Origin of the sequence: Kluyvera sichuanensis (assembly GCF_040930405.1) — a bacterium.
In the GTDB taxonomy this organism is placed as follows: Bacteria; Pseudomonadota; Gammaproteobacteria; order Enterobacterales; family Enterobacteriaceae; genus Kluyvera; species Kluyvera sichuanensis.
Genome location: NZ_CP162271.1, coordinates 1,839,957 through 1,862,371 on the forward strand (window position 1 = coordinate 1,839,957; position 22,415 = coordinate 1,862,371).

Sequence of the window (22,415 nt, forward strand, 5' to 3'; positions counted from 1 at the left end):
CGTCTGGCACGCAGAACGTACGAACGAGTCAGATCAATCCAATCGCCGCCGCATAGCAGGCAATCTGCGTTTTGTTAGGCGCACTAAATTTCTTCTGCATGTTCTTCTGATGGAAGTTTACGGTATTCTCGGAAATAGACAGAATCATCGAAATCTCCGCCGATGTTTTCCCCTCCGCCGTCCATTTCAGAATTTCTAATTCCCGCTTACTGAATTTCATTTCCCGCGGCATCACCATTTCGTCTTCGACGCGTAATAACGCCAGCAGGCTCATCTCCAGTAATATCTGCAACCGCATCGCCATTTCGTCTTCCGCAAGCGGTTGACGCGCCACGCGCGTGCGCGATACCGACAGGAAACCGTGAGCGTGGTTTGGCAGCATCAGACACTGGGTCGCCCCGGTATGCAAACCGTGCTTGCGCGCGGCGAGCCACAACTCCTGTGCATCGCTAAACAGTTCATCGTTCCAGCGCAGGTGACCCAACGAGAAGTTATCCGGTTTCAGCACCGGATCGATAGCCATATAATTCGCAGACTTATAGTGACTCATCCAGGCGTCGGGATAAGTGGTATATACCGAGATGCGAGGCCGTGTGAAAGGCACCGGATGGCGCACGCACAGTGCGAAGAAGTCATATTCCAGATATTCGGTCTGCTGCTGTAAGAGCGCATATATCTGATCGCTTGCTGAAGCCGCCTGGAAAATTTGCAGCATTTCCCGCCGCCAACTGAAAAAATCATCGTCTCTCATAACTACGAGAAACCCCCTGATCAATAATCATTTTTATGAATACAGAAACCTAACACATAAATCTTATTTATATGTATAAAATATCACGCTTCGGCAAAATAATCCTAATTTCCCCTATTTTTGCAACGAATGCCGCGTAAACACCGCCACCAGGCCATTTGGCTCTATTCAGGGCAATATAAAGCCTACCTATTGATTAGGCATACTTAAGTAAAATTTTTCATTAAAAGCGCGTAAATAACCTTAGGGCATCATTTGCGATAAAAAATAAGTCGTACGCGGACGCGCGCCGTTAATCCCGGGCGCGTCCGCGCCGCTATTACTGCATGAGGAATTTTTCCAGGAACTGGCGGGTGCGCGCCTGCTGTGGGTTCGCAAACAGCGCCTTCGCTTCCCCCTGTTCAACCACGCGCCCTTGATCCATAAAGATGGCCCGGTCGGCGACGTCGCGGGCAAAGCTCATTTCGTGGGTGACAATAACCATTGTACGCTTCTCTTCGGCCAGCGCGCGGATGGTGTTGAGCACCTCCCCTACCAGCTCTGGATCTAACGCCGAGGTTGGCTCATCGAAAAGGATCACGTCCGGGCGCATCGCCAGCGCACGCGCAATGGCTACGCGCTGCTGCTGCCCACCGGAGAGACGACGCGGATAGCTCTCCTCTTTCCCTGAAAGCCCCACCTTGCCAAGCAGCTCCCGTGCTCTGGCGGTGGCTTCTGCTTTATCTTCGCCTTTGACAATCACCGGCCCTTCAATGATGTTCTCCAGCACCGTGCGGTGCGGAAACAGGTTGAAGTTCTGGAACACAAAGCCGACGTGCTGGCGCAGGCGGCGGATCAGCCCTTTCTGCTGGCTGAGCGGACGCGCGGTGTCGATGGTCATATCACCCACCCGAATAGTGCCGCTTTCCGGCACTTCCAGCAGGTTAATGCTGCGCAAAAGCGTGGTTTTCCCCGAGCCACTCGGCCCGATGATCGCTACCACTTCACCCTCTTTTACTTCCAGGTCAATCCCGTGCAGCACCGTCTGCCCGTGGAATTTCTTCACCAGGTTTTTGACTTCGATTGCACTCATTTCGGATCTCGCTCCTGGCGGTTAAGCTGATTTTCAAAATAGTTTTGCAGCGCCGACAGCACCGTCGCCATCACCCAGTAAATCAGCGACGCGGCCAGATACATGGTGAACACTTCCAGCGTACGTGAGGTGATAAGCTGCGCCTGACGAAACAGTTCCGGCACCTGGATGGTCGCCGCCAGCGAGGTGTCCTTCACCAGGCTGATAAAGCTGTTCGACAGCGGCGGCAGCGCCACGCGGGCCGCCTGCGGCAGAATCGCGCGGCGCATGGCTTGCCACGGCGTCATCCCGATACTGGCGGCCGCTTCCCACTGCCCTTTATCGATTGACGAAATCGCCGCACGTAGCGTTTCCGCCGCGTAGGCTGCGGTATTGAGCGACAGGCCAATCATCGCCGACGGAATCGGGTCAAGTTCGATACCAAACTGCGGCAGGCCGTAGTAGATCATAAACAGCTGCGCAATCAGCGGTGTGCCGCGGAAAATAGAGATATAGCAGCGTGCCAGCCAGCGGATGGGGCCAATGGGCGAGAGCCGCATCAGCGCGAGAATAAAGCCCAGAATCAGGCCGAAGAACATCCCGCCGATACTGAGCTGGAGCGTAAAGACCGCGCCTTTAAGCAGATACGGCGCGGAGTCGATAACCAGTTGAATACTTTCTTGCATGAGCGCGTTCTATTTAAATGTGAGGATGATAGGCAAAGAGCGCAGGCGCTCCGCCGGTATGGATAAACAGAATCGGCCCTTCGTCTTTAAAGCGTTTCTGATTGATACCGTCGATAAGCCCGGCCATCGCTTTGCCGGTATAAACCGGGTCAAGCAAAATGCCTTCCAGACGTGCCAGTAGCTTCACTGCTTCCATGCCGTCATCATTAGGAATGCCGTAGGCTGGGGCAAAATAGTCGTCCCACAGCGTAATACCGGCGCTTGCCGTCAGCTCAAGGCTACGGGCCACCTCCTGCTGCAGTGTAACCACTTTCGGCAACTGGTCGGCCACTTTGCGCGAAACGGTCACGCCAATCAATTCAGCGTCAGGCATTACCTGCTCGAGGCCAACGGCCAGGCCCGCGTGGGTTCCCGCACTGCCGGAAGCCACCACCACGGATGAAATCGACACCGCCCCTTCGCACTGCTGGGCAATTTCCAGCGCGCTTTCAACGTAGCCCAACGCGCCCAGCGCATTCGAACCGCCCACCGGGATGACGTACGGGCGAAAACCCTGTGCTTCCAGGCGCGTGGCAAGCTCGGCGAGCTGTGCGTTCGGGTCGGTCAGCGCGTCGCACATCTCGACCTGGGTGTTAAACAGATCCAACAGCAGACGGTTGCCGTTGCTGAGGTAGTTTTCCGCCGTCGTGCCCATCGGATTTTCCAGCAGCGCCACACAGTGCAGGCCAAGCTTGGCTGCCACTGCCGCCGTCTGGCGTACGTGGTTGGACTGAATCGCCCCAGCGGTCACCAGCGTGTCAGCGCCTTCACGTAATGCATCGGCGGCGAGGAACTCGAGCTTACGCAATTTGTTGCCGCCCATCGCCAGCGGGGTGACGTCGTCGCGTTTGATAAAGATATCGCGGCCGATGTAGTCAGAAAAACGCGGCAGATATTCCAGCGGCGTAGGTGCGCCGATCAATTCGAGGCGCGGAAAGCGGGTTAAATTTTGCAGTGACATAGCATCTCCTTGGTCTTGTTTTTATTATGCGCCTTAAATAAAAAAAGGCGCTCAATCAGCGCCTTTTTTAAAGCATGACGATTATTCTGTCACGTCTGCCCCGAACCATTTCTCAGACAGCGCTTTCAGGCTACCGTCTTTATGCATGGCATCGATGGCGCCATCAACCGCTTTCAGCAGGTCTTCATTGCCTTTACGCAGCGCTACGCCAGATTCCTGACGGGAGAACGCGTCGCCCGCAACGGCCAGCGTATTGTTGGTTTTCTTCACCAGATCCAGCGCCGCCAGACGGTCAACCAGAATCGCGTTGATACGGCCTACGCGCAGGTCCTGGTATTTGGTTGGGTCATCGTCATAGGTGCGAATATCCACGCCCTGGACGTTTTTACGCAGCCACTCTTCGTAGTTGGTCCCCAGACCGACACCGACTTTTTTGCCTTTCAGGTCAGCGGCGGTTTTGATGGTGTCTTCGCTCCCCTTTTTCACCAGCGCCTGGATACCGGAGATGGTGTACGGGGTGGAGAAGTCATATTTCTTCTGACGCTCCGGCGAAATGGTGACCTGGTTAATCACCACGTCGATACGTTTAGAGTCCAGCGATGCCAGCATCCCGTCCCACTTGGTCGGTTTGAGGTCTGCCTTCACGCCCAGGTGTTTCGCCAGCTCGTTGGCAAACTCGACTTCAAAACCGGTCAGCTTACCGTCATCGCCCTGGAAACTGAACGGAGGATAAGTGCCCTCCAGGCCAACGCGCAGCGTACCGCGCTCTTTAACCTGGTTTAATAAATTCTCTGCAGCAAACGCCTGCACGCTTGCCCCAGCGACCAGCGCAACGGCCATAGCGCCCATCAGCGCCTGACGACCCAGAAACTTCAGCTTCATTATACCCCCGAAAAGCATCATTTTTTTCGTAGTGTAAGCCGTTCATCATCAATGACAAACAACCATGAGCTACATCTTATTCCAATTTAATATATATCAGAGGTTTCACAGTCTGCGAAATTTTGCTCGCTGTTTAGCGGTAAGTGGCGCTGAAAACGCAGGTACTTACGCAGGGCAATACGATAATTGTTGGTGCTGGTATCCGGCAGCCAGGCTTCGAGCTTCTCATCCGCATGACGCTCATGCAGCAGCGCGCGCGGGACGTCATTGTCGACGAAGTGATTGCCCAGCCGACGCAGGCGTACGACGTACTCACGTACGGTGCCCGCGCTCATGTCGGTTTGTTCGAGGAGGTATTGTTTGAAGCCGATGATATTGAAGAACGCACTCTGCTCCTTGCAGTGCAGATCGCCGCAGAAGCGGCACAACGCGGACCAGGCGCTACGCTCCTGCTGCCAGGCGCTGTCGTCCATTAGCGTATCCAGACGGGAGATGGCGATTTTATTCACGATCACCCCCTGACGCACTAAGGTGATGCGATCGAGCAGCTTATGACAGTGGGCGCAATGCGTTTCGCTGTGTTTAAAGTCTTTGAGATAGCGGCTTAATGGCCGTCTTTTTACCTGCATCATTATGATAACTCCGGGTTCTCATTACATAATGCGGCATTTTTGGCGCTAACGTGGCGTTACTCCAAGCTACGATTTACCCAGTTTAATGCGCAGACGCTTAATGGCCTGGCTGTGCAGTTGGCTGACGCGCGACTCCCCGACTTCCAGAACCGCGCCGATCTCTTTGAGGTTCAGCTCTTCCTGGTAATAGAGTGTTAACACCAACTTCTCACGCTCCGGCAGGGCCTCGATGGCCTCCATCACGCGATGGCGAAGATCGCCTTCCAGTAGTTGATGCAGTGGGTTTTCGTGTTGATTCTCTTCCGTCACCAGTTCGATGCTGTCGCCATACTCTTCTCGCCATTCATCATAGGAGAAAAGCTGGCTGTTATTGGTATCCAGCAGCACCTGACGGTATTCTTCAATCGCGATCCCCAGCCGCTGCGCGACTTCGGTTTCGGTCGCGTTTCGTCCCAGTTCCTGCTCCAGCTGTCCTAACGTTTGCGCAACTTCACGCGCGTTCCGCCGGACGCTACGCGGCACCCAATCACGGCTGCGTAATTCGTCCAGCATCGCCCCACGGATGCGTTGCACTGCGTAAGTCGTAAATGCCGTACCTTGCAGAGCGTCATAGCGTTCAACTGCGTTCAATAAGCCGATACCGCCCGCCTGGAGCAGATCGTCCAGTTCCACGCTCGCCGGCAAACGCACCTGAAGGCGCAATGCTTCGTGACGCACCAGCGGCACATAGCGTTGCCATAGCGAGTGTTTATCCATTACACCTTCAGCGGTATACATTGAATTCACGATAAACAGCCCTGCATTAATATGAGTTATCGGCACGATTATCCGTTTCTATAGCCGTTTTAATCGATGGAACAGTGGGAGAAATGTGGGGTTATTTGCGGAGTAAGTGAAATTTCAGCAACAAAAAAACCCCGCCGAGGCGGGGTTGGTCAGGTTGAGAGCGATTAGCCCTGCAGCAGAGACAGAACCTGCTGTGGAACCTGGTTCGCTTTAGCCAGCACGGAGTTACCGGCCTGCTGAATGATCTGCGCTTTAGACATGTTGGACACTTCGGTCGCATAGTCGGCGTCCTGAATACGGGACTGCGCTTCAGACAGGTTGGTGGTGGTGTTGTTCAGGTTGGTTACCGCGGAATCCAGACGGTTCTGAACGGCACCCAGGGAAGAACGGAATTTGTCGATCTGGCTGATAGCTGCGTCCAGTGCTTTCAGCGGATCAGCAGTCGAAGTCGACGCCGTGGTGGCTTCCGTCGTCAACTTACCGTCTGCGGTTTCATAGATAGTACCGCCAGTGCTGTTGGTGATAGCGCCGTTTTTCTGCTCAAAGTAGGTAACTTCTTTTTCCTTAGCAGCGGAAAGAGCACCATCATCAACATAGACATCAGCATTGGCAGCAGTTTTAACAACACCACCGGTAACAGTATGAGTAGTTGCACCGGTCCCCCCCAGATCAAGGGTAAAGTCTTCATTCTTCGTAAGATTAGCCATACCCTCAGCGCTAACATGGGCGTCAGTAATGCTCACGGTGTCTACTTTAGCCAGGCTAGTATAATCGGCACCGCCACCTGCAGTGCTATAAACCGTATTCTGCCCTGTACCTGAAGTAACAGTCAGAGTAGAAGCCTTGCTATTAGCCACTAAGGCGTCTAACGTCGCAGCAGTGTTACCCGCTGCAGTCGCAGTGAAGGCTCCGGAAGCTGCATCAAGATACAGTGCGCTACCATCAGCGGCAGTGATGTTGCCATTGCTTGCCACCAGAATATCGGTAGATGCACCACCGTCGATGCTTGCTTTAGCCGCAAATGCCCCACCGGCCTTAATATCGGCAACTGTAGAGGTTGTGCTACCTGCTCCATTAGATTTAACCGTCATACCAGATGCGGCACCAGAGGTAATTTCAATTTCAGTCTTAACACCAACCGGCACTGTACCTGTAGAATTACTGTTTGAAATCAGACCATCCCACGTTGCAGCAGCATCAGACCCTGCATTGGTTTTAGTCAGGTTGCCTTGCTTATCTAAATACAGCGTCGCGTTATCATCTGCCGCAGTAATTTTACCGTCCTGGGAGATATTAACTTTCTGCTCTTTGCCACCGATCGTAACCGTCGCTTGAGACGAGTCACCGGTATTCGGGTTGATGATACTTAACGTTTTCGCGGAATCAGCACCGGCCGCATCAAAGCTATAAGATTTAGTTGCCGCATCATATTTATAGCCCGCAGTTGCCGCTACACCAAACGCATTTGCGCCGCCACCGGTGATCACGGAGCCAGTAGTGATGTTGGCCAACAGGTCGGAGGCTTTAGCCTTATCGTTAGCAATGGTGTTAGTGTACGCCGTCACGCCGTTTGCGTCTGGAGTACCTTTGGTGAAGCCAGCCAGTTTCAGATCATCACTGGTTGCTGCCGTGTTTGCTACAGAACCCTTACCATTGACGTTAAAACCGGTCAGATTCAGCGTAGAAGAGTCAATTTTTTTCAGGTCGATCGTGATGGTTTCGCCATCGTTAGCACCCACCTGAATTTTCATGGAACCGTCTTTGGACAGTACGTTCACGCCGTTGAACTGGGTCTGACCGGATACGCGGTCAATTTCGTCCAGACGGGATTTGATTTCGTCCTGAATGGAGTCCAGGTCCGAAGTGGAGTTGGTGCCGGTGGTCGCCTGAACGGTCAGCTCACGAATACGCTGTAAGTTGTTGTTGATTTCAGACAGGGAGCCTTCGGTGGTCTGCGCTACGGAGATACCGTCGTTGGCGTTACGTGCCGCCTGAGTCAGGCCTTTAATGTTAGAGGTGAAACGGTTAGCAATCGCCTGACCCGCTGCGTCATCCTTCGCGCTGTTGATACGCAAGCCAGAAGACAGACGCTCGATCGAACTGGACAGAGCAGACTGGTTCTTGTTGATGTTGTTCTGAGTGATCAGCGAGAGGCTGTTGGTATTAATGACTTGTGCCATGATTCGTTATCCTATATTTCAAGTCGTTGATTACGTATTGGGTTTTCACCCGTCGGCTCAATCGCCGTCAAAGGTGTTATCGTCTGCCGTAAAACAACCTTTAGAATTTTTTTTACCAACCCCCTCTTTTTTTTAGCCGCCGAAATACTCTTTTCTCTTGCCCTTATTCTCGCCATTAAAAAAAAACAATTAAGCGTAAACTTTGACGCATTCAGGCCGATAACCCAGACATTCATTCTACGTGTCGACACATTAAGGAATAAAAATGGCAAGCATTTCTTCATTGGGGATCGGGTCCGGCCTGAAGCTGGGCGACATTCTGGATAGCCTGACCGCAGCTGAAAAAGCCACGTTAACGCCTATTACCAAACAGCAAAGCTCTTACTCCGCTAAACTCAGCGGCTACGGCACGTTGAAAAGCTCGCTGGAGGCGTTCCAGACCGCCAACACCGCGCTGTCTAAAGCGGACCTGTTTACCGCCACCACCACCGCCAGCTCTACTACCGCCTTTAGCGCCACCACCACCGGCAGCGCGATTGCGGGTAAATACACCATTAGCGTGACCCAGCTGGCGCAGGCACAAACCCTGACCACCAGCGCAACGCAAAAAGACAGCAAAACGGCCATCGCCACCAGCGACAGCGTCCTGACCATTCAACAGGGCGGCGACAAAAAGCCGGTGACCATTGATATCAGCGCGGCAAACTCCTCGTTAACCGGGATCCGCGATGCTATCAACAACGCCAAAGCGGGCGTCAGCGCCAGTATTATTAACGTCGGTGGTGCCTACCGTCTGTCAATCACCTCGAACGACACTGGTAAAGATAATGGCATGACGCTGAGCGTTAGCGGCGACAGCGCGCTGAAAAGCTTTATGGGTTATAACGGCACCAATGGCGCTGCCGGTAATGGTATGACCGAGAGCGTGACGGCGCAAAATGCCAAGCTTACGGTGAACAACGTTGCGATTGAAAACAGCAGCAACACCATCAGTGATGCGCTGGAAGACATTACGCTGAACCTCAATGACACGACTACCGGCAACCAGACGCTGACCATCACCCAGGACACAACGAAAGCGCAAAGCGCCATCAAAGACTGGGTGACGGCCTATAACGCCCTGCAGGATACCTTCAGCAGCCTGACCAAATACACCGCGGTTGACCCTGGCTCCGACAGCCAAAGCACTAACAACGGCGCGTTGATTGGCGACACCACGCTGCGCACCATTCAGACCCAACTCAAGAGCGCGCTGAGCAATACGCTGAGTTCTTCTACTTACAAAACGCTGGCCCAGATTGGTGTCACTTCTGACCCAAGCACCGGCCAACTGGAAGTCGATGACGACAAACTCAGCGCCGCGCTGAAAAAAGATTCCTCCGCCGTTGGCACGCTGATCGTCGGCGACGGTAAAAAAACCGGTATCACCACCACCATCGGCAGCAACCTGACCAGCTGGCTCTCCAGCACTGGGATCATCCAGGCCGCTAAAGATGGCGTCAGCAAAACGCTGAACAAACTGACCAAAGACTATAACGCCGCCAGCGATCTGATCGATCAGAAGGTCGCCCGTTATAAAGACCAATTTACTCAACTGGACGTGCTGATGACCTCGTTAAATAACACCAGTAACTATTTAACGCAGCAGTTCGAATCCACCAGCAGTTCCAAGTAATCATTCTTAACCAGGAGAGACATCATGTACGGGGCAAAAGGTACGCAGGCCTACGCACAGATTGGAGTAGAAAGCGCCGTGATGAGCGCCAGCCAGCAGCAGCTTGTCAGCATGCTGTTCGACGGCGCGCTCAGCGCGCTGATTCGCGCCCGCCTGTTTATGCAGGACGGCAATCTGCAGGGGAAAGGGCTTTCCCTGTCGAAGGCGATCAACATCATCGAAAATGGTCTGAAAATCGGCCTTGATGAAGAGAGCCGCGATGAGCTGACGCAGAATCTGTTAGCGCTCTACGCCTATATGGTGAGACGACTTCTGCAGGCCAACCTGCACAATGACACCGGTGCCGTTGAAGAGGTGGAAAACCTCATGCGCAATATCGCCGATGCCTGGAAGGAATCTCTGCTTACGCCTAACTTGATTCAGGACGCCGTCTAATGAGCTATGCACCGCACCTTTATCTCGCGTACCAACATCTGGTCGAAAAAAGCAACAGGATGCTGCGACTTGCTACGGAAGGACTATGGGATGAACTGATTGCCAGTGAAATGGAATACGTTAATGCGGTGCAAAAGATTGCTCAATTAACCCAGATAAGTGAACCTACCGACCCGGTTCAGGAGCAGCTTCGTCCGCTGCTGCGCACGGTACTGGATAATGAAAACACCGTAAAACGTCTGCTACAGGCGCGCATGGATGAACTGGCCAAACTGGTGGGGCAATCGTCGATCCAAAAGTCGGTGATGTCGACCTATGGCAAACAGGGGGGCCAGGTGCTGGTACCTCAGGATAATGTCGATCTGAACCATTAATAGGGTTCGCTCCGGCAACGGTTCGTGCCGGAGCGACAGTGCCTTACGGTAGTACGGACGGCAGCGGCGCTTTGGTCAGCGCAGCGGCACATTCTACCGTTGGGCGGTCGACGCGCTGTAGCGTCATCCCATCATACTTCAACGTATTACCGTCACGCTTCACCGTGTAAACGTCCAGCTTATCGGTGACGTTATAGACGTCCGCATCACGTAGCATCAGCTTCCCCGGAACGGCAATCACACGCTGCCACTGGCGACAGTCCAGGGTATCACCATCACGGGTCACGATCAGGCTGCCCATCGCCTCGGGACTCACCAACGCGCTTTGCGGGCCAACCGACTGCCAGTACCCTGCCAGCCCCGCTGGTGCCGGGGCTTTTACCACGGCGGAGTAATCGGTGATCTGCGCACAACCTGCCAGCGTTAACAGCGCCGCCACAATGGCTAATTTTTTCATTATTCGTCCTGTTCCGGGAGAAAAAAACAGAAACATTATAGCGTTAAACCGACTACCGTTTCACGGTAATTGACCATTGCGTGGAGAGTTGAGAAATGAAAGGAATAAATCAAAAAGGAGGATTACCGTTGAAGGCCGGATAAGCGAAACGCCATCCGGCACCGTTGTCGGGACGGACTAACGATTAAACCTGCATCGCCATCACGTCCTGATACGCACTCACCAGCTTATTGCGCACCTGAATCCCCATCTGCAGCGAGACGGATGCTTTTTGCAAGTCGGTCATCACATCGTTCAGCGCGATGCCCGGCTCACCCAGCGAAAACTTCTCCGCCTGCGCCTTCGCGCTGTTTTGCGTTTCACTCACCCGATCCAACGCGGCGTGAAGCTGCCCGGCAAAGCTGATGCTTGGTTGCGTATCCACGCTCTGATTGCGCGCCATCGCCGCCGTGGCTTGCAGCTGTGACAGAACACCTTCAATACCCTGAATCGCCATATGAACTCCCGGATTGTGTTTAACCTGGAAACGAGCTTACCAGTTTGTCAATAAGATAAAGGCGCTAAATAGCACCATAAAAACGGGTTATTTGGCCCATCAAATTTCCTAAAGAAACAAATAATGGCATGGCTATCTTTATGTGTTCTGACCTGGGAGTCTGCTTTGTTTTCGTTAACGTTTAACGCCATTGATCAGGATCGACGAGGTGCGCAATGAGCGCGAGTGCTACGGCTACGCCACAAAATAAAACCTTAGAGTGGGTTAACCGCCTGCGCGCGAATCCTAAAATTCCACTGATGGTCGCCAGCGCAGCTGCGGTGGCCGTACTGGTGGCGATGGTGCTGTGGGCAAAAACCCCGGACTATCGCACGCTGTTCAGCAACCTGTCCGATCAGGACGGCGGCGCTATCGTCACGCAGTTAACCCAGATGAACGTCCCCTACCGCTTTGCCGATAACGGCGGCGCACTGGAAGTGCCTGCGGATAAAGTTCACGAACTGCGTCTGCGTCTGGCGCAGATCGGCCTGCCGAAGGGCGGCGCGGTCGGCTTTGAACTGCTCGATCAGGAAAAATTCGGCATCAGCCAGTTCAGCGAGCAGGTGAACTACCAGCGCGCGCTGGAAGGCGAGCTGGCCCGTACCATTGAAACCCTCGGCCCGGTAAAAAGCGCCCGCGTGCATTTAGCCATGCCGAAGCCGTCGCTGTTCGTCCGTGAACAAAAATCCCCTTCCGCCTCCATCACCGTCAACCTGGAACCGGGTCGCGCGCTTGATGAAGGCCAGATTTCTGCCGTGGTGCATCTGGTGTCCAGCGCCGTAGCGGGTTTACCGCCGGGTAACGTGACGCTGGTCGATCAGGGGGGTCACCTGCTGACCCAGTCCAACACCAACGCCCGCGACCTCAACGATGCGCAGTTAAAATACACGGCCGACGTGGAAGGCCGCGTTCAGCGCCGTATCGAAGCGATTCTGGGGCCGATTGTCGGCAACGGCAACGTCCACGCGCAGGTTACCGCCCAGCTTAACTTCGACAATAAAGAGCAAACCGACGAGCAGTATCGCCCGAACGGCGATGCCAGCCAGGCAGCGGTGCGTTCCCGTCAGGTCAGCGAAAGCGATCAGGTAGGCAGCCCTTATCCGGGCGGCGTACCGGGTGCCTTAGCCAACACGCCCGCCCCGGCACCTTCTGCGCCGATCGCCACGCCGCCAGCCAATCAAGCTAACGGCCAGACCGCCGCGAACCGGAATACCACCACCACCGGCCCGCGCAATACGCAGCGCAATGAAACCAGCAACTACGAGCTTGACCGCACCATCATGCACACCAAGAAAAACGTCGGCGATGTCCAGCGTCTGTCGGTGGCCGTGGTGGTCAACTATCGCAATCTGCCGGACGGGAAACCGCTGCCGCTGACCAGCGATCAGATGAAGCAGATTGAAGATTTGACCCGCGAGGCGATGGGCTTCTCCACCACCCGTGGCGACACCCTGAACGTGGTTAACTCACCGTTTAATGAAACCGATGAAAGCGGCGGCGAACTGCCGTTCTGGAAGCAGCAGTCGTTTATCGATCAGCTGTTGTCCGCCGGTCGTTGGTTACTGGTGCTGATTGTCGCCTGGCTGCTGTGGCGTAAAGCCATTAAACCGCAGCTCCAGCGCCGCGAAGCCATCGCGCTGGCTGCCGCCGAACAGACGAAAGTCCGGCAGGAAACGCAGCAAGCCGTTGAGGTTCGCCTCAGCAAAGATGAGCAGACGCAGCAGCGCCGCGCTAACCAGCGCCTGGGTGCTGAGGTCATGAGCCAACGTATCCGCGAAATGTCTGATAACGATCCGCGCGTCGTGGCGCTGGTCATTCGCCAATGGATGAATAACGACCATGAGTAACCTTTCTGGAATCGATAAAAGCGTCATTCTGCTGATGACGATTGGCGAAGACCGCGCGGCGGAGGTGTTCAAGCACCTCAGCACCCGCGAAGTACAGCAGTTGAGTACCGCAATGGCGGGCGTAAAGCAGATCTCCAATCAGCAACTGACCGACGTACTGTCGGAGTTTGAACAAGAAGCCGAGCAATTCGCCGCGCTCAGCGTCAACGCCAACGAATATCTGCGAACGGTGCTGGTGAAAGCGCTGGGCGAAGAGCGTGCTGCCAGCCTGCTGGAGGATATTCTCGAAACCCGCGAAACCACCAGCGGCATCGAAACCCTCAACTTTATGGAGCCGCAGAGCGCCGCCGATATTATTCGCGACGAGCACCCGCAGATTATCGCCACCATCCTCGTGCACCTCAAACGTGCTCAGGCGGCAGATATTCTGGCGCTGTTCGACGAGCGTCTGCGTCACGATGTGATGCTGCGTATCGCCACCTTCGGCGGCGTGCAGCCGGCGGCGCTGGCGGAGCTGACCGAAGTGCTGAACAACCTGCTCGACGGCCAGAACCTCAAGCGCAGCAAAATGGGCGGCGTGAGAACGGCGGCCGAAATTATCAACCTGATGAAAACGCAGCAGGAAGAAGCGGTCATCACCGCGGTACGCGAATTCGACGGCGATCTGGCGCAGAAAATCATCGACGAGATGTTCCTGTTCGAAAACCTGGTCGAGGTCGACGATCGCAGCATCCAGCGCCTGCTGCAGGAAGTGGACTCCGAATCGCTGCTCATTGCTCTCAAAGGCTCCGAGCCGCCGTTGCGCGAGAAGTTCCTGCGCAATATGTCCCAGCGTGCAGCCGACATTCTGCGCGACGATCTGGCCAACCGTGGCCCGGTCCGTCTGTCTCAGGTCGAGAACGAACAGAAAGCCATCCTGCTTATTGTGCGTCGTCTGGCCGAAACCGGCGAGATGGTGATTGGCAGCGGAGACGACACCTATGTCTGATACCACGCCGTGGAAAGTCTGGCAGCCTGACGATCTCTCGCCGCCGATGGAGATGGAGTTTACCCCGCTCTCCCTCGACGAGCCGAGTGACGAGCAGGAGGAGATCTCCGCTGAACAGCTGCAACAGCAGCAGTTGGCGCAGCTGCAAATTCAGGCCCACGAACAGGGCTACCAGGCCGGGCTGCGTGAAGGTCACGCCGCCGGTCAGCAGCAGGGTTATCAGGAAGGTCTGGCGCAGGGGCTCGAACAGGGTCTGGTGCAGGCCAAACAGGAGCAGGCCCCTATTCACGCCCGGATGCAGCAGTTGGCAAGCGAGTTTCAGCATACGCTGGATACCCTCGACAGCGTGATTGCTTCGCGCCTGATGCAGATGGCGCTGGAAGCGGCGCGACAGATTGTCGGCCAGGTACCGGTAGTGGATAACACCGCGCTGATTAAGCAGATCCAGGCGCTGTTGCAGCAGGAGCCGCTGTTCAGCGGCAAGCCGCAGCTGCGCGTCAGCCCGGAAGATTTACCGCGCGTTGAGGAGATGCTCGGCGCCACGCTCAACCTGCACGGCTGGCGGCTGCGCGGCGACCCAACGCTGCACCCCGGCGGCTGCAAAGTCTCCGCTGATGAAGGCGATCTCGATGCCAGCGTAGCCACGCGATGGCAGGAACTGTGCCGCCTGGCGGCACCGGGAGCCTGCTGATGACCGTGCGTCTGACCCGCTGGCTGAATACGCTCGACAATTTCGAAGCGCGCATCGCGCAGCTGCCTGCCGTGCGCCGCTACGGTCGCCTGACTCGCGCTACCGGGCTAGTGCTGGAAGCCACCGGGCTACAGCTACCGCTTGGCGCGACCTGCATTATTGAGCGCCAGCAAGGGGCAGAGATGCAGGAAGTGGAGGCCGAAGTGGTCGGCTTCAACGGTCATCGCCTGTTCTTGATGCCCCTCGAAGAGGTGGAAGGCATTCTGCCCGGCGCACGCGTCTATGCCCGCAATATTGCTGGCGACGGCCTGCAAAGCGGCAAACAGCTACCGCTTGGCCCGGCGCTGCTGGGCCGCGTACTCGACGGCAGCGGCAAACCGCTCGACGGCCTGCCATCACCCGACACCACCGAAACCGGGGCGCTGATCACCGCGCCGTTTAACCCCTTACAGCGCACGCCGATTGAGCACGTGCTGGATACCGGCGTGCGCCCCATCAACGCCCTACTCACCGTCGGACGCGGCCAGCGTATGGGGCTGTTTGCCGGTTCCGGCGTCGGTAAGAGCGTGCTGCTTGGCATGATGGCCCGCTATACCCGCGCCGACGTGATTGTCGTCGGGCTTATCGGCGAACGCGGCCGTGAAGTAAAAGACTTTATCGAGAACATTCTCGGCACCGAAGGCCGCGCGCGTTCGGTAGTCATTGCCGCCCCGGCGGACGTCTCTCCTCTGCTGCGTATGCAGGGTGCCGCCTACGCTACCCGCGTGGCGGAAGATTTCCGTGACCGCGGTCAGCACGTCCTGCTGATCATGGATTCCCTGACCCGCTACGCCATGGCGCAACGTGAGATCGCGCTGGCGATCGGCGAACCGCCGGCCACCAAAGGTTATCCGCCTTCCGTGTTCGCCAAACTGCCCGCGCTGGTCGAACGTGCGGGCAACGGCATCACCGGCGGCGGTTCAATCACCGCGTTTTATACCGTACTGACCGAAGGCGACGATCAGCAGGATCCGATTGCCGACTCCGCGCGCGCCATCCTTGATGGTCATATCGTGCTGTCGCGTCGGCTGGCCGAAGCCGGGCACTATCCGGCGATTGATATTGAAGCGTCAATCAGCCGTGCAATGACCGCGCTCATCAGCGAAGAGCATTACGCTCGGGTGCGCAACTTTAAGCAGCTGCTCTCGAGCTTCCAGCGTAACCGCGACCTGATAAGCGTCGGCGCGTACGCCAAGGGCAGCGATCCGATGCTCGACAGGGCCATTACGCTCTGGCCGCATCTGGAAGCATTTTTACAGCAAGGCATTCTTGAAAAAGCAGACTGGGAATCGTCAATCCAGGCCCTGGAATTGATCTTCCCATCGTCATAGCGAAGCAAGAGGATCACAAATATGGCGCAGCACGGTGCATTAGCAACGCTGAAAGAATTGGCAGAAACCGACGTGGACAACGCCGCCCTGGTACTGGGCGAAATGCGCCGCGGCTGCCAGCAGGCGGAAGAACAGCTCAAGATGTTGATGGACTATCAACTGGAATACCAGAACAGCCTGAACAACGACATGACGCAGGGCATTGCTAGCCTGCGATGGCAGAACTACCAGCAGTTTATCCAGACGCTGGAAAAAGCCATCGATCAACACCGTCAGCAGTTGGTTCAGTGGAATAACAAAGTAGAACAGGCGCTGAACTTCTGGCGCGAGAAAAAACAGCGCTTGCAGGCATGGCAGACGCTCCAGGATCGACAAGCCTCTGCCGCACTGCTGGCAGAAAACCGTCTTGATCAGAAAAAAATGGATGAGTTTGCCCAACGCGCAACCTTGAGGAAACCCGAATGATTACTCTGCCTAACCTTGCTGTCAGCGATGCGAACCTTGCAGGCGCGGACGCGACGGCGAAAACCCCGGGGTCTCCCGAGGATTTTCTGGCGCTGCTGGCAGGCGCATTAACCCAGAGTGCCGATCCAAGTGGTGCGAAAACCGCACTGTTAAGCGGCGACGATGCTAAAGGCCTGCACGATATTAAAGTCCAGGGACAGTCGCTGACCAAATGGCTGGTTCAGCAGGAAGCCACCCAGGCTAACGCCAGCGCGGAAAGAGACGGTGACTTCGCGGCTTCGAGTGATACTCAGGCCTTATTAAGCTCGCTGGCGGCACATCTAAAAAGTGAACTCACGACCGGTAAAGCGGACGCCAAAAGTGACGACGATTCCGCTGAGAGCAAACTCAGCGACGACGACCTTAAAAGCCTCAGCGCGTTGATGGCAATGCTACCTGTCACTCCGCCGATTCAGCAGGCAGCAACCGTCACGGCACCGGTGCAAAATGGTGACGCGCTCAGTTCGCTGACCACCGCACTCAGCCGTGGTGGTGCAAAATCTCAGGGCTTTGTGGATGTCAAAGGCACGCCGACCACACAAACGGGCGTTGATGCTCGCACGCTGCCCGCCGATTCCGCTTTTGTGATCCCAACGCAGAAAGCCGAATCTGAAAGCGTCTCAAGCCCAACGGCCGCAACCGCTGCTCTGGCGCCGGTCGCCAACCAGAACCATGCGGCACCGGTTCTTCCGGCAGCGGCAACGGCAAACATTCGCGCCCAGCTTGGCACCCCGGACTGGCAGCAGAACGTGAGCCAGCACATCACGCTGTTTACCCGTTCGGGCCAGCAGACCGCCGAACTACGCCTGCACCCGGAATCGCTTGGCCAGGTTCACATTACGCTGAAGGTGGAAGACAACCTGGCGCAAATCCAGATGGCCTCACCGCACAGCCACGTTCGCGCCGCGCTGGAAGCTGCGCTGCCGGTACTGCGTACGCAGCTTGAGGAGAGCGGTATTCAGCTGGGGCAGAGCAATATCAGCAGCGATGGTTTTGCCGGGCAGCAGCAACAGCCTTCGTCCCAACAGTCGTTTGCCGCGCGCAGCGACGCTGACGGCCGCGAAAATCAGGATGACAATGAGCTTCTTGCCGTCCCTGCCGCCCTGCAATCCGCCGCTCGCGGGGACAATGCGGTAGATATCTTTGCTTAAACGCCCGAGGTAACACGATTATTCCCGTCTTTTCCACGCTTTGACCCGCGCGGGAGGCGGGATAATCATCGGATAAGCAGTAGTAAAAAGGAAGACCGCATCAGATGACTGACACCGCTATCAATAAAAAGAGCAAACGCTCCCTCTGGATCCCCCTGCTGGTGCTGGTAACGCTCGCCGCCTGCGCCACCGCGGGCTACAGCTACTGGCATTTAACCAACAAAGCGGAAACCGCCGCGCCGAAAGAAGCGCCACCACCCGCCGCGCCGGTCTTCTTCCCGCTGGATACCTTTACCGTCAATCTCGGCGATGCCGACCGCGTGCTGTACGTTGGCGTGACGCTGCGCATGAAGACCGAAGCCGATCGCGCCCGTCTGAATGACTATCTGCCGGAAGTTCGCAGCCGTATGCTCCTGCTGCTCTCACGCCAGGATGCAACTAAGCTTGCTACTGATGATGGCAAAAAACAGCTCGCCGCCGAGATTAAAGAGACGCTGAGCGCGCCGTTGATTGCTGGTCAGCCGAAACAGAACATCACTGACGTGCTGTATACAGCCTTTATTTTGCGATAGCACCATGGGCGATAGCATTCTTTCTCAGGCCGAAATTGACGCGCTGTTGAACGGCGACAGCGACAATCCTAACGAACCGCAGGCACGCGCTGTGGGCGAAGATGACATTCGCCCCTACGATCCCAATACCCAACGACGCGTCGTCCGCGAGCGTCTGCAGGCGCTGGAGATCATCAATGAGCGTTTTGCCCGCCACTTCCGTATGGGGTTGTTCAACCTGCTGCGCCGCAGTCCGGACATCACCGTGGGGGCGATTCGCATTCAGCCCTACCACGAGTTTGCCCGCAACCTGCCGGTGCCGACCAATCTTAACCTGATCCATCTGAAGCCGCTGCGCGGTACCGGTCTGGTGGTGTTCTCGCCAAGCCTGGTGTTTATCGCCGTGGATAACCTGTTCGGTGGCGATGGGCGTTTCCCGACCAAGGTAGAAGGTCGTGAGTTCACCCACACCGAGCAGAGGGTCATCAACCGCATGTTGAAGCTGGCGCTGGAAGGCTATAGCGACGCGTGGAAAGCGATTAACCCACTGGAAGTGGAGTATGTGCGCTCGGAGATGCAGGTGAAGTTCACCAACATCACCACCTCGCCGAACGACATTGTGGTGAATACCCCGTTCCACGTAGAGATAGGCAACCTGACCGGCGAGTTTAATATCTGCCTGCCGTTCAGCATGATTGAGCCGCTGCGCGAACTGTTGGTTAACCCGCCGCTGGAGAACTCACGTCATGAAGATCAGAACTGGCGTGAAAATCTGGTGCGTCAGGTGCAGCATTCCGAGCTGGAACTGGTCGCGAACTTCGCCGATATCTCGCTTCGCCTGTCACAAATACTCAAACTACAACCCGGTGATGTGCTGCCGATAGAGAAGCCCGATCGCATAATTGCGCACGTCGATGGCGTGCCGGTGTTAACCAGCCAGTACGGCACGGTTAACGGGCAATATGCGCTGCGCGTAGAACATTTGATCAACCCGATTTTGAATTCGCTGAACGAGGAACAGCCCAAATGAGTGATATGAATACTCCACCCGATGACAACAGCGGATCCGTGGACGATCTGTGGGCTGACGCGCTGAACGAACAGAAAACGACCAGCAGCAAAAGCGCTGCCGATACGGTATTCCAGCAACTGGGCGGCGGCGACGTCAGCGGAACCCTGCAGGATATTGACCTGATCATGGATATCCCGGTCAAGCTGACCGTTGAACTGGGGCGCACCCGGATGACCATCAAAGAGCTGCTGCGCCTGACGCAGGGTTCCGTGGTGGCGCTGGACGGTCTGGCCGGCGAGCCGCTGGACATTCTGATCAACGGCTATCTGATTGCCCAGGGCGAAGTCGTGGTCGTGGCCGATAAGTACGGCGTACGCATCACCGATATCATTACGCCGTCAGAACGTATGCGCCGCCTGAGCCGTTAAAATGAGTACCAACCACGCTGCGCCATCCGCCCCTACTGCCCACGCCGCCGCGCCGTCAAGCCACGGTGCGGCGGCAGCACCGGCCACCACGCCGGTGACCGTTGCCCATGTCAATGAACCGATGACCTCGCCGTTGATTCAGGTGAGCGGTGCATTGCTGGGCATTATTGTCTTAATTCTGGCCGCCGCGTGGGTAGTCAAACGCGTGATGCCCGGAGCGATGAGAAATCCGGCCGCTAGCGGGCTGAAAGTGAGCGCCAGCGCTTCACTTGGCGCTCGCGAACGCGTGGTCATTGTGAACGTCGACGACGCGCGCCTGGTGCTAGGGGTCACTGCCCAACAGGTCACGCTGCTGCATAAGTTGCCGCCCGCACCGGCCGATAGCCAGCCGCAGGCCGCTGCGCCTGAGTTTGCTTCACTGATGAAAAATATGCTTAAGCGTCCCGGGAGATCCTGATGCGTCGTGTTTATTCCCTTGCGCTGAGTGGGCTATTACTGCTTTCGCCTTCGGCATTTGCTGAACTTCCAGGCCTTATCAGCCAACCGCTGGCCAACGGCGGTCAGAGCTGGTCGCTGCCGATTCAGACGCTGGTATTTATTACCTCTCTGACCTTCCTTCCGGCTATTTTGCTGATGATGACCAGCTTCACCCGCATCATCATCGTCTTCGGCCTGCTGCGCAGCGCCCTGGGCACCCCGTCCGCGCCGCCTAACCAGGTGCTGCTGGGGCTGGCGCTGTTCCTCACCTTTTTCATTATGTCGCCGGTCATCGACAAGGTTTATACCGACGCCTATCAGCCGTTCAGCGAAGATAAAATCACCATGCAGGATGCGCTGGAAAAAGGCGCACAGCCGCTGCGTGAATTTATGCTGCGTCAAACGCGCGAAGCCGATCTGGCGCTGTTTGCCCGGCTTGCCAACAGCCAGCCGATGCAGGGGCCAGAAGCCGTACCCATGCGCATTCTGCTCCCGGCTTACGTCACCAGCGAGCTGAAAACGGCCTTCCAGATTGGCTTCACCATTTTTATCCCGTTTCTGATTATCGACCTGGTGATCGCCAGCGTGCTGATGGCGCTGGGGATGATGATGGTGCCGCCCGCCACTATCGCGCTGCCGTTTAAGCTAATGCTGTTTGTGCTGGTTGACGGCTGGCAGTTGCTGGTCGGTTCGCTGGCGCAGAGTTTTTACAGTTAAGGAGTACCCATGACCCCTGAATCCGTCATGATGATGGGCACCGAAGCGATGAAGGTAGCGTTGGCGCTGGCCGCCCCGCTGCTGCTGGTGTCGCTGGTCACCGGCCTGATTATCAGTATTCTGCAGGCCGCGACGCAGATTAACGAAATGACGCTGTCGTTCATTCCCAAAATCATCGCCGTGTTTATCGCTATCATCGTCGCCGGGCCGTGGATGCTTAATCTGCTGCTGGACTACGTGCGCACGCTGTTCAGCAACCTGCCCTATATCATCGGCTAAGCGCGATGCTCAATGTTACCAGCGACCAGTGGCTCTCCTGGCTCAGCCTCTATTTCTGGCCGCTGCTGCGCGTGCTGGCGCTGGTCACCACCGCGCCGATTTTGAGTGAACGTACGGTACCCAAACGCGTCAAGCTGGGGCTCGGGATCATCATTACCTTCGTTATCGCCCCTTCTTTGCCGGTAGTGGAAGTGCCTATTTTCTCGGCAGCCGCGCTCTGGCTGGCGCTACAGCAGATTCTTATCGGCATTGCGCTCGGGTTTACCATGCAGTTCGCTTTTGCCGCGATACGCTACTGCGGCGAGATTATCGGCCTGCAGATGGGGCTGTCGTTTGCGACGTTTGTTGACCCTGGTAGCAACCTCAACATGCCTATCCTGGCACGTATTATGGATATGCTCGCCCTGCTGCTGTTTTTGGTGTTTAACGGTCATTTGTGGCTGATTTCGCTGCTGGTCGACACCTTCCATACCCTGCCCATCGGCGGGGAGCCCATCAACAGCAACGCATTTCTGGCGCTAACCCGCGCGGGGGGGATGATCTTCCTCAACGGCCTGATGCTGGCGCTGCCGATCATCACCCTGCTATTGACGGTTAACCTGGCGCTGGGGATGCTCAACCGTATGACGCCGCAGCTGTCGGTCTTCGTTATCGGTTTTCCGATTACCCTCACCGTCGGTATTTTGTTGATGGCTGCATTAATGCCGCTTATCGCCCCGTTTTGCGAACATTTATTTAGCGAGATCTTTGATCTATTAGCAGATATTATCAGTGAATTACCACGCATAAATTCTCCATAATTCCTTCCTGGATATTATGAGGAAATTCCTAAAATAAAACCGAAAAAACATCTACCAGCATATCGTTGGCGCGGGTTATTTGTTTTTAGGTCTTTCACATAACATAACATTTACTTTACTTTGAGATGATTCCTGGCAAATTATACGTAACTTTAC

The 22,415-nt window shown here is 55.9% G+C and carries 26 protein-coding genes; 16 read left to right on the forward strand and 10 right to left on the reverse strand.

Annotated features, from left to right (window positions below; translation table 11 throughout):
• Positions 1-28: 28 nt before the first annotated feature.
• The 8 genes from sdiA to AB2B48_RS09145 form a co-directional block, all read right to left on the reverse strand.
• Positions 29-751, reverse strand: coding sequence for a transcriptional regulator SdiA (sdiA, locus tag AB2B48_RS09110; protein ID WP_220439298.1), 723 nt, complete (start codon positions 749-751; stop codon positions 29-31).
• A 319-nt stretch (positions 752-1,070) separates the two neighbouring features.
• Entirely contained in the window at positions 1,071-1,823 is a 753-nt protein-coding gene (gene tcyN / locus AB2B48_RS09115; RefSeq protein WP_185669403.1) for an L-cystine ABC transporter ATP-binding protein TcyN, read from the reverse strand.
• Complete coding sequence (gene tcyL / locus AB2B48_RS09120) at positions 1,820-2,488, reverse strand: cystine ABC transporter permease (protein ID WP_185669402.1); 669 nt, start codon at positions 2,486-2,488, stop codon at positions 1,820-1,822. The genes tcyN and tcyL overlap by 4 nt, the downstream gene beginning before the upstream one ends.
• 13 nt (positions 2,489-2,501) lie before the next feature.
• Entirely contained in the window at positions 2,502-3,488 is a 987-nt protein-coding gene (dcyD, locus tag AB2B48_RS09125) for a D-cysteine desulfhydrase (RefSeq protein WP_185669401.1), read from the reverse strand.
• A gap of 81 nt (positions 3,489-3,569) precedes the next feature.
• Positions 3,570-4,370 (reverse strand): cystine ABC transporter substrate-binding protein, encoded by an 801-nt coding sequence (tcyJ, locus tag AB2B48_RS09130; RefSeq protein ID WP_185669447.1) that lies wholly within the window; start codon positions 4,368-4,370, stop codon positions 3,570-3,572.
• Between the two features lie 86 nt (positions 4,371-4,456).
• Positions 4,457-5,008 carry a flagella biosynthesis regulatory protein FliZ gene (gene fliZ, locus AB2B48_RS09135; protein ID WP_185669490.1) on the reverse strand — a complete coding sequence of 184 codons (552 nt, stop codon included), beginning with the start codon at positions 5,006-5,008 and terminating at the stop codon, positions 4,457-4,459.
• Between the two features lie 60 nt (positions 5,009-5,068).
• A complete protein-coding gene (locus AB2B48_RS09140) occupies positions 5,069-5,788 on the reverse strand; it encodes an RNA polymerase sigma factor FliA (RefSeq protein WP_185669448.1) in 720 nt (239 codons plus the stop codon).
• A 164-nt stretch (positions 5,789-5,952) separates the two neighbouring features.
• A complete protein-coding gene (locus AB2B48_RS09145) occupies positions 5,953-7,968 on the reverse strand; it encodes a flagellin (protein ID WP_368301576.1) in 2,016 nt (671 codons plus the stop codon).
• Between the two features lie 265 nt (positions 7,969-8,233).
• On the opposite strand from AB2B48_RS09145, the gene fliD reads away from it, so the two are divergent.
• The 3 genes from fliD to fliT are packed head-to-tail and all read left to right on the forward strand — an operon-like array spanning position 8,234 to position 10,452.
• Positions 8,234-9,643, forward strand: a complete 1,410-nt coding sequence (gene fliD / locus AB2B48_RS09150; protein ID WP_368301577.1) for a flagellar filament capping protein FliD — start codon at positions 8,234-8,236, stop codon at positions 9,641-9,643.
• A gap of 24 nt (positions 9,644-9,667) precedes the next feature.
• Positions 9,668-10,078, forward strand: coding sequence for a flagellar export chaperone FliS (fliS, locus tag AB2B48_RS09155; protein WP_035894125.1), 411 nt, complete (start codon positions 9,668-9,670; stop codon positions 10,076-10,078).
• Positions 10,078-10,452 (forward strand): flagella biosynthesis regulatory protein FliT, encoded by a 375-nt coding sequence (fliT, locus tag AB2B48_RS09160; RefSeq protein WP_185669452.1) that lies wholly within the window; start codon positions 10,078-10,080, stop codon positions 10,450-10,452. Before fliS ends, fliT begins: the two co-directional genes overlap by 1 nt.
• Before the next feature lie 43 nt (positions 10,453-10,495).
• On the opposite strand, the gene yedD is transcribed toward fliT, so the two are convergent.
• Both yedD and fliE read right to left on the reverse strand, forming a co-directional pair.
• On the reverse strand, positions 10,496-10,909 hold the full coding sequence (gene yedD, locus AB2B48_RS09165; RefSeq protein ID WP_368301578.1) for a lipoprotein YedD: 414 nt from the start codon (positions 10,907-10,909) through the stop codon (positions 10,496-10,498).
• Between the two features lie 184 nt (positions 10,910-11,093).
• Positions 11,094-11,405, reverse strand: coding sequence for a flagellar hook-basal body complex protein FliE (gene fliE, locus AB2B48_RS09170; protein WP_185669454.1), 312 nt, complete (start codon positions 11,403-11,405; stop codon positions 11,094-11,096).
• A gap of 215 nt (positions 11,406-11,620) precedes the next feature.
• On the opposite strand from fliE, the gene fliF reads away from it, so the two are divergent.
• From fliF to fliR, 13 genes are all read left to right on the forward strand, one after another.
• Entirely contained in the window at positions 11,621-13,291 is a 1,671-nt protein-coding gene (gene fliF / locus AB2B48_RS09175) for a flagellar basal-body MS-ring/collar protein FliF (protein WP_185669455.1), read from the forward strand.
• On the forward strand, positions 13,284-14,279 hold the full coding sequence (gene fliG / locus AB2B48_RS09180) for a flagellar motor switch protein FliG (RefSeq protein WP_185669456.1): 996 nt from the start codon (positions 13,284-13,286) through the stop codon (positions 14,277-14,279). Before fliF ends, fliG begins: the two co-directional genes overlap by 8 nt.
• Positions 14,272-14,970 carry a flagellar assembly protein FliH gene (gene fliH, locus AB2B48_RS09185; RefSeq protein WP_220439312.1) on the forward strand — a complete coding sequence of 233 codons (699 nt, stop codon included), beginning with the start codon at positions 14,272-14,274 and terminating at the stop codon, positions 14,968-14,970. The genes fliG and fliH overlap by 8 nt, the downstream gene beginning before the upstream one ends.
• On the forward strand, positions 14,970-16,340 hold the full coding sequence (gene fliI / locus AB2B48_RS09190) for a flagellar protein export ATPase FliI (protein WP_185669491.1): 1,371 nt from the start codon (positions 14,970-14,972) through the stop codon (positions 16,338-16,340). Before fliH ends, fliI begins: the two co-directional genes overlap by 1 nt.
• A 21-nt stretch (positions 16,341-16,361) precedes the next feature.
• A complete protein-coding gene (gene fliJ / locus AB2B48_RS09195; RefSeq protein ID WP_106929946.1) occupies positions 16,362-16,805 on the forward strand; it encodes a flagellar export protein FliJ in 444 nt (147 codons plus the stop codon).
• Positions 16,802-17,995: a flagellar hook-length control protein FliK gene (locus AB2B48_RS09200; protein WP_368301579.1), complete on the forward strand. Its 1,194-nt coding sequence runs from the start codon at positions 16,802-16,804 to the stop codon at positions 17,993-17,995. Before fliJ ends, AB2B48_RS09200 begins: the two co-directional genes overlap by 4 nt.
• A 104-nt stretch (positions 17,996-18,099) precedes the next feature.
• Entirely contained in the window at positions 18,100-18,567 is a 468-nt protein-coding gene (gene fliL / locus AB2B48_RS09205; RefSeq protein ID WP_185669459.1) for a flagellar basal body-associated protein FliL, read from the forward strand.
• Between the two features lie 4 nt (positions 18,568-18,571).
• The gene (fliM, locus tag AB2B48_RS09210) at positions 18,572-19,576 is read left to right on the forward strand and encodes a flagellar motor switch protein FliM (RefSeq protein WP_185669460.1); all 1,005 of its coding nucleotides are present in this window, start codon (positions 18,572-18,574) and stop codon (positions 19,574-19,576) included.
• On the forward strand, positions 19,573-19,986 hold the full coding sequence (fliN, locus tag AB2B48_RS09215; protein ID WP_368301580.1) for a flagellar motor switch protein FliN: 414 nt from the start codon (positions 19,573-19,575) through the stop codon (positions 19,984-19,986). Before fliM ends, fliN begins: the two co-directional genes overlap by 4 nt.
• Before the next feature lie 121 nt (positions 19,987-20,107).
• Positions 20,108-20,443 (forward strand): flagellar biosynthetic protein FliO, encoded by a 336-nt coding sequence (gene fliO, locus AB2B48_RS09220; protein ID WP_368301943.1) that lies wholly within the window; start codon positions 20,108-20,110, stop codon positions 20,441-20,443.
• On the forward strand, positions 20,443-21,180 hold the full coding sequence (gene fliP / locus AB2B48_RS09225; RefSeq protein ID WP_185669462.1) for a flagellar type III secretion system pore protein FliP: 738 nt from the start codon (positions 20,443-20,445) through the stop codon (positions 21,178-21,180). The genes fliO and fliP overlap by 1 nt, the downstream gene beginning before the upstream one ends.
• Before the next feature lie 9 nt (positions 21,181-21,189).
• A complete protein-coding gene (gene fliQ / locus AB2B48_RS09230; protein ID WP_062778154.1) occupies positions 21,190-21,459 on the forward strand; it encodes a flagellar biosynthesis protein FliQ in 270 nt (89 codons plus the stop codon).
• Positions 21,460-21,464: 5 nt separating this feature from the next.
• Complete coding sequence (fliR, locus tag AB2B48_RS09235; protein ID WP_368301581.1) at positions 21,465-22,259, forward strand: flagellar biosynthetic protein FliR; 795 nt, start codon at positions 21,465-21,467, stop codon at positions 22,257-22,259.
• Positions 22,260-22,415 lie beyond the last annotated feature (156 nt).

What these genes read in the sequence shown, in the direction of transcription:
- sdiA (WP_220439298.1), bottom strand. Translation starts at nt 751, where the DNA reads ATGAGAGACGATGATTTTTTCAGTTGGCGGCGGGAAATGCTGCAAATT.
- tcyN (WP_185669403.1), bottom strand. Translation starts at nt 1,823, where the DNA reads ATGAGTGCAATCGAAGTCAAAAACCTGGTGAAGAAATTCCACGGGCAG.
- tcyL (WP_185669402.1), bottom strand. Translation starts at nt 2,488, where the DNA reads ATGCAAGAAAGTATTCAACTGGTTATCGACTCCGCGCCGTATCTGCTT.
- dcyD (WP_185669401.1), bottom strand. Translation starts at nt 3,488, where the DNA reads ATGTCACTGCAAAATTTAACCCGCTTTCCGCGCCTCGAATTGATCGGC.
- tcyJ (WP_185669447.1), bottom strand. Translation starts at nt 4,370, where the DNA reads ATGAAGCTGAAGTTTCTGGGTCGTCAGGCGCTGATGGGCGCTATGGCC.
- AB2B48_RS09145 (WP_368301576.1), bottom strand. Translation starts at nt 7,968, where the DNA reads ATGGCACAAGTCATTAATACCAACAGCCTCTCGCTGATCACTCAGAAC.
- fliD (WP_368301577.1), top strand. Translation starts at nt 8,234, where the DNA reads ATGGCAAGCATTTCTTCATTGGGGATCGGGTCCGGCCTGAAGCTGGGC.
- fliS (WP_035894125.1), top strand. Translation starts at nt 9,668, where the DNA reads ATGTACGGGGCAAAAGGTACGCAGGCCTACGCACAGATTGGAGTAGAA.
- fliT (WP_185669452.1), top strand. Translation starts at nt 10,078, where the DNA reads ATGAGCTATGCACCGCACCTTTATCTCGCGTACCAACATCTGGTCGAA.
- yedD (WP_368301578.1), bottom strand. Translation starts at nt 10,909, where the DNA reads ATGAAAAAATTAGCCATTGTGGCGGCGCTGTTAACGCTGGCAGGTTGT.
- fliE (WP_185669454.1), bottom strand. Translation starts at nt 11,405, where the DNA reads ATGGCGATTCAGGGTATTGAAGGTGTTCTGTCACAGCTGCAAGCCACG.
- fliF (WP_185669455.1), top strand. Translation starts at nt 11,621, where the DNA reads ATGAGCGCGAGTGCTACGGCTACGCCACAAAATAAAACCTTAGAGTGG.
- fliG (WP_185669456.1), top strand. Translation starts at nt 13,284, where the DNA reads ATGAGTAACCTTTCTGGAATCGATAAAAGCGTCATTCTGCTGATGACG.
- fliH (WP_220439312.1), top strand. Translation starts at nt 14,272, where the DNA reads ATGTCTGATACCACGCCGTGGAAAGTCTGGCAGCCTGACGATCTCTCG.
- fliI (WP_185669491.1), top strand. Translation starts at nt 14,970, where the DNA reads ATGACCGTGCGTCTGACCCGCTGGCTGAATACGCTCGACAATTTCGAA.
- fliJ (WP_106929946.1), top strand. Translation starts at nt 16,362, where the DNA reads ATGGCGCAGCACGGTGCATTAGCAACGCTGAAAGAATTGGCAGAAACC.
- AB2B48_RS09200 (WP_368301579.1), top strand. Translation starts at nt 16,802, where the DNA reads ATGATTACTCTGCCTAACCTTGCTGTCAGCGATGCGAACCTTGCAGGC.
- fliL (WP_185669459.1), top strand. Translation starts at nt 18,100, where the DNA reads ATGACTGACACCGCTATCAATAAAAAGAGCAAACGCTCCCTCTGGATC.
- fliM (WP_185669460.1), top strand. Translation starts at nt 18,572, where the DNA reads ATGGGCGATAGCATTCTTTCTCAGGCCGAAATTGACGCGCTGTTGAAC.
- fliN (WP_368301580.1), top strand. Translation starts at nt 19,573, where the DNA reads ATGAGTGATATGAATACTCCACCCGATGACAACAGCGGATCCGTGGAC.
- fliO (WP_368301943.1), top strand. Translation starts at nt 20,108, where the DNA reads ATGACCTCGCCGTTGATTCAGGTGAGCGGTGCATTGCTGGGCATTATT.
- fliP (WP_185669462.1), top strand. Translation starts at nt 20,443, where the DNA reads ATGCGTCGTGTTTATTCCCTTGCGCTGAGTGGGCTATTACTGCTTTCG.
- fliQ (WP_062778154.1), top strand. Translation starts at nt 21,190, where the DNA reads ATGACCCCTGAATCCGTCATGATGATGGGCACCGAAGCGATGAAGGTA.
- fliR (WP_368301581.1), top strand. Translation starts at nt 21,465, where the DNA reads ATGCTCAATGTTACCAGCGACCAGTGGCTCTCCTGGCTCAGCCTCTAT.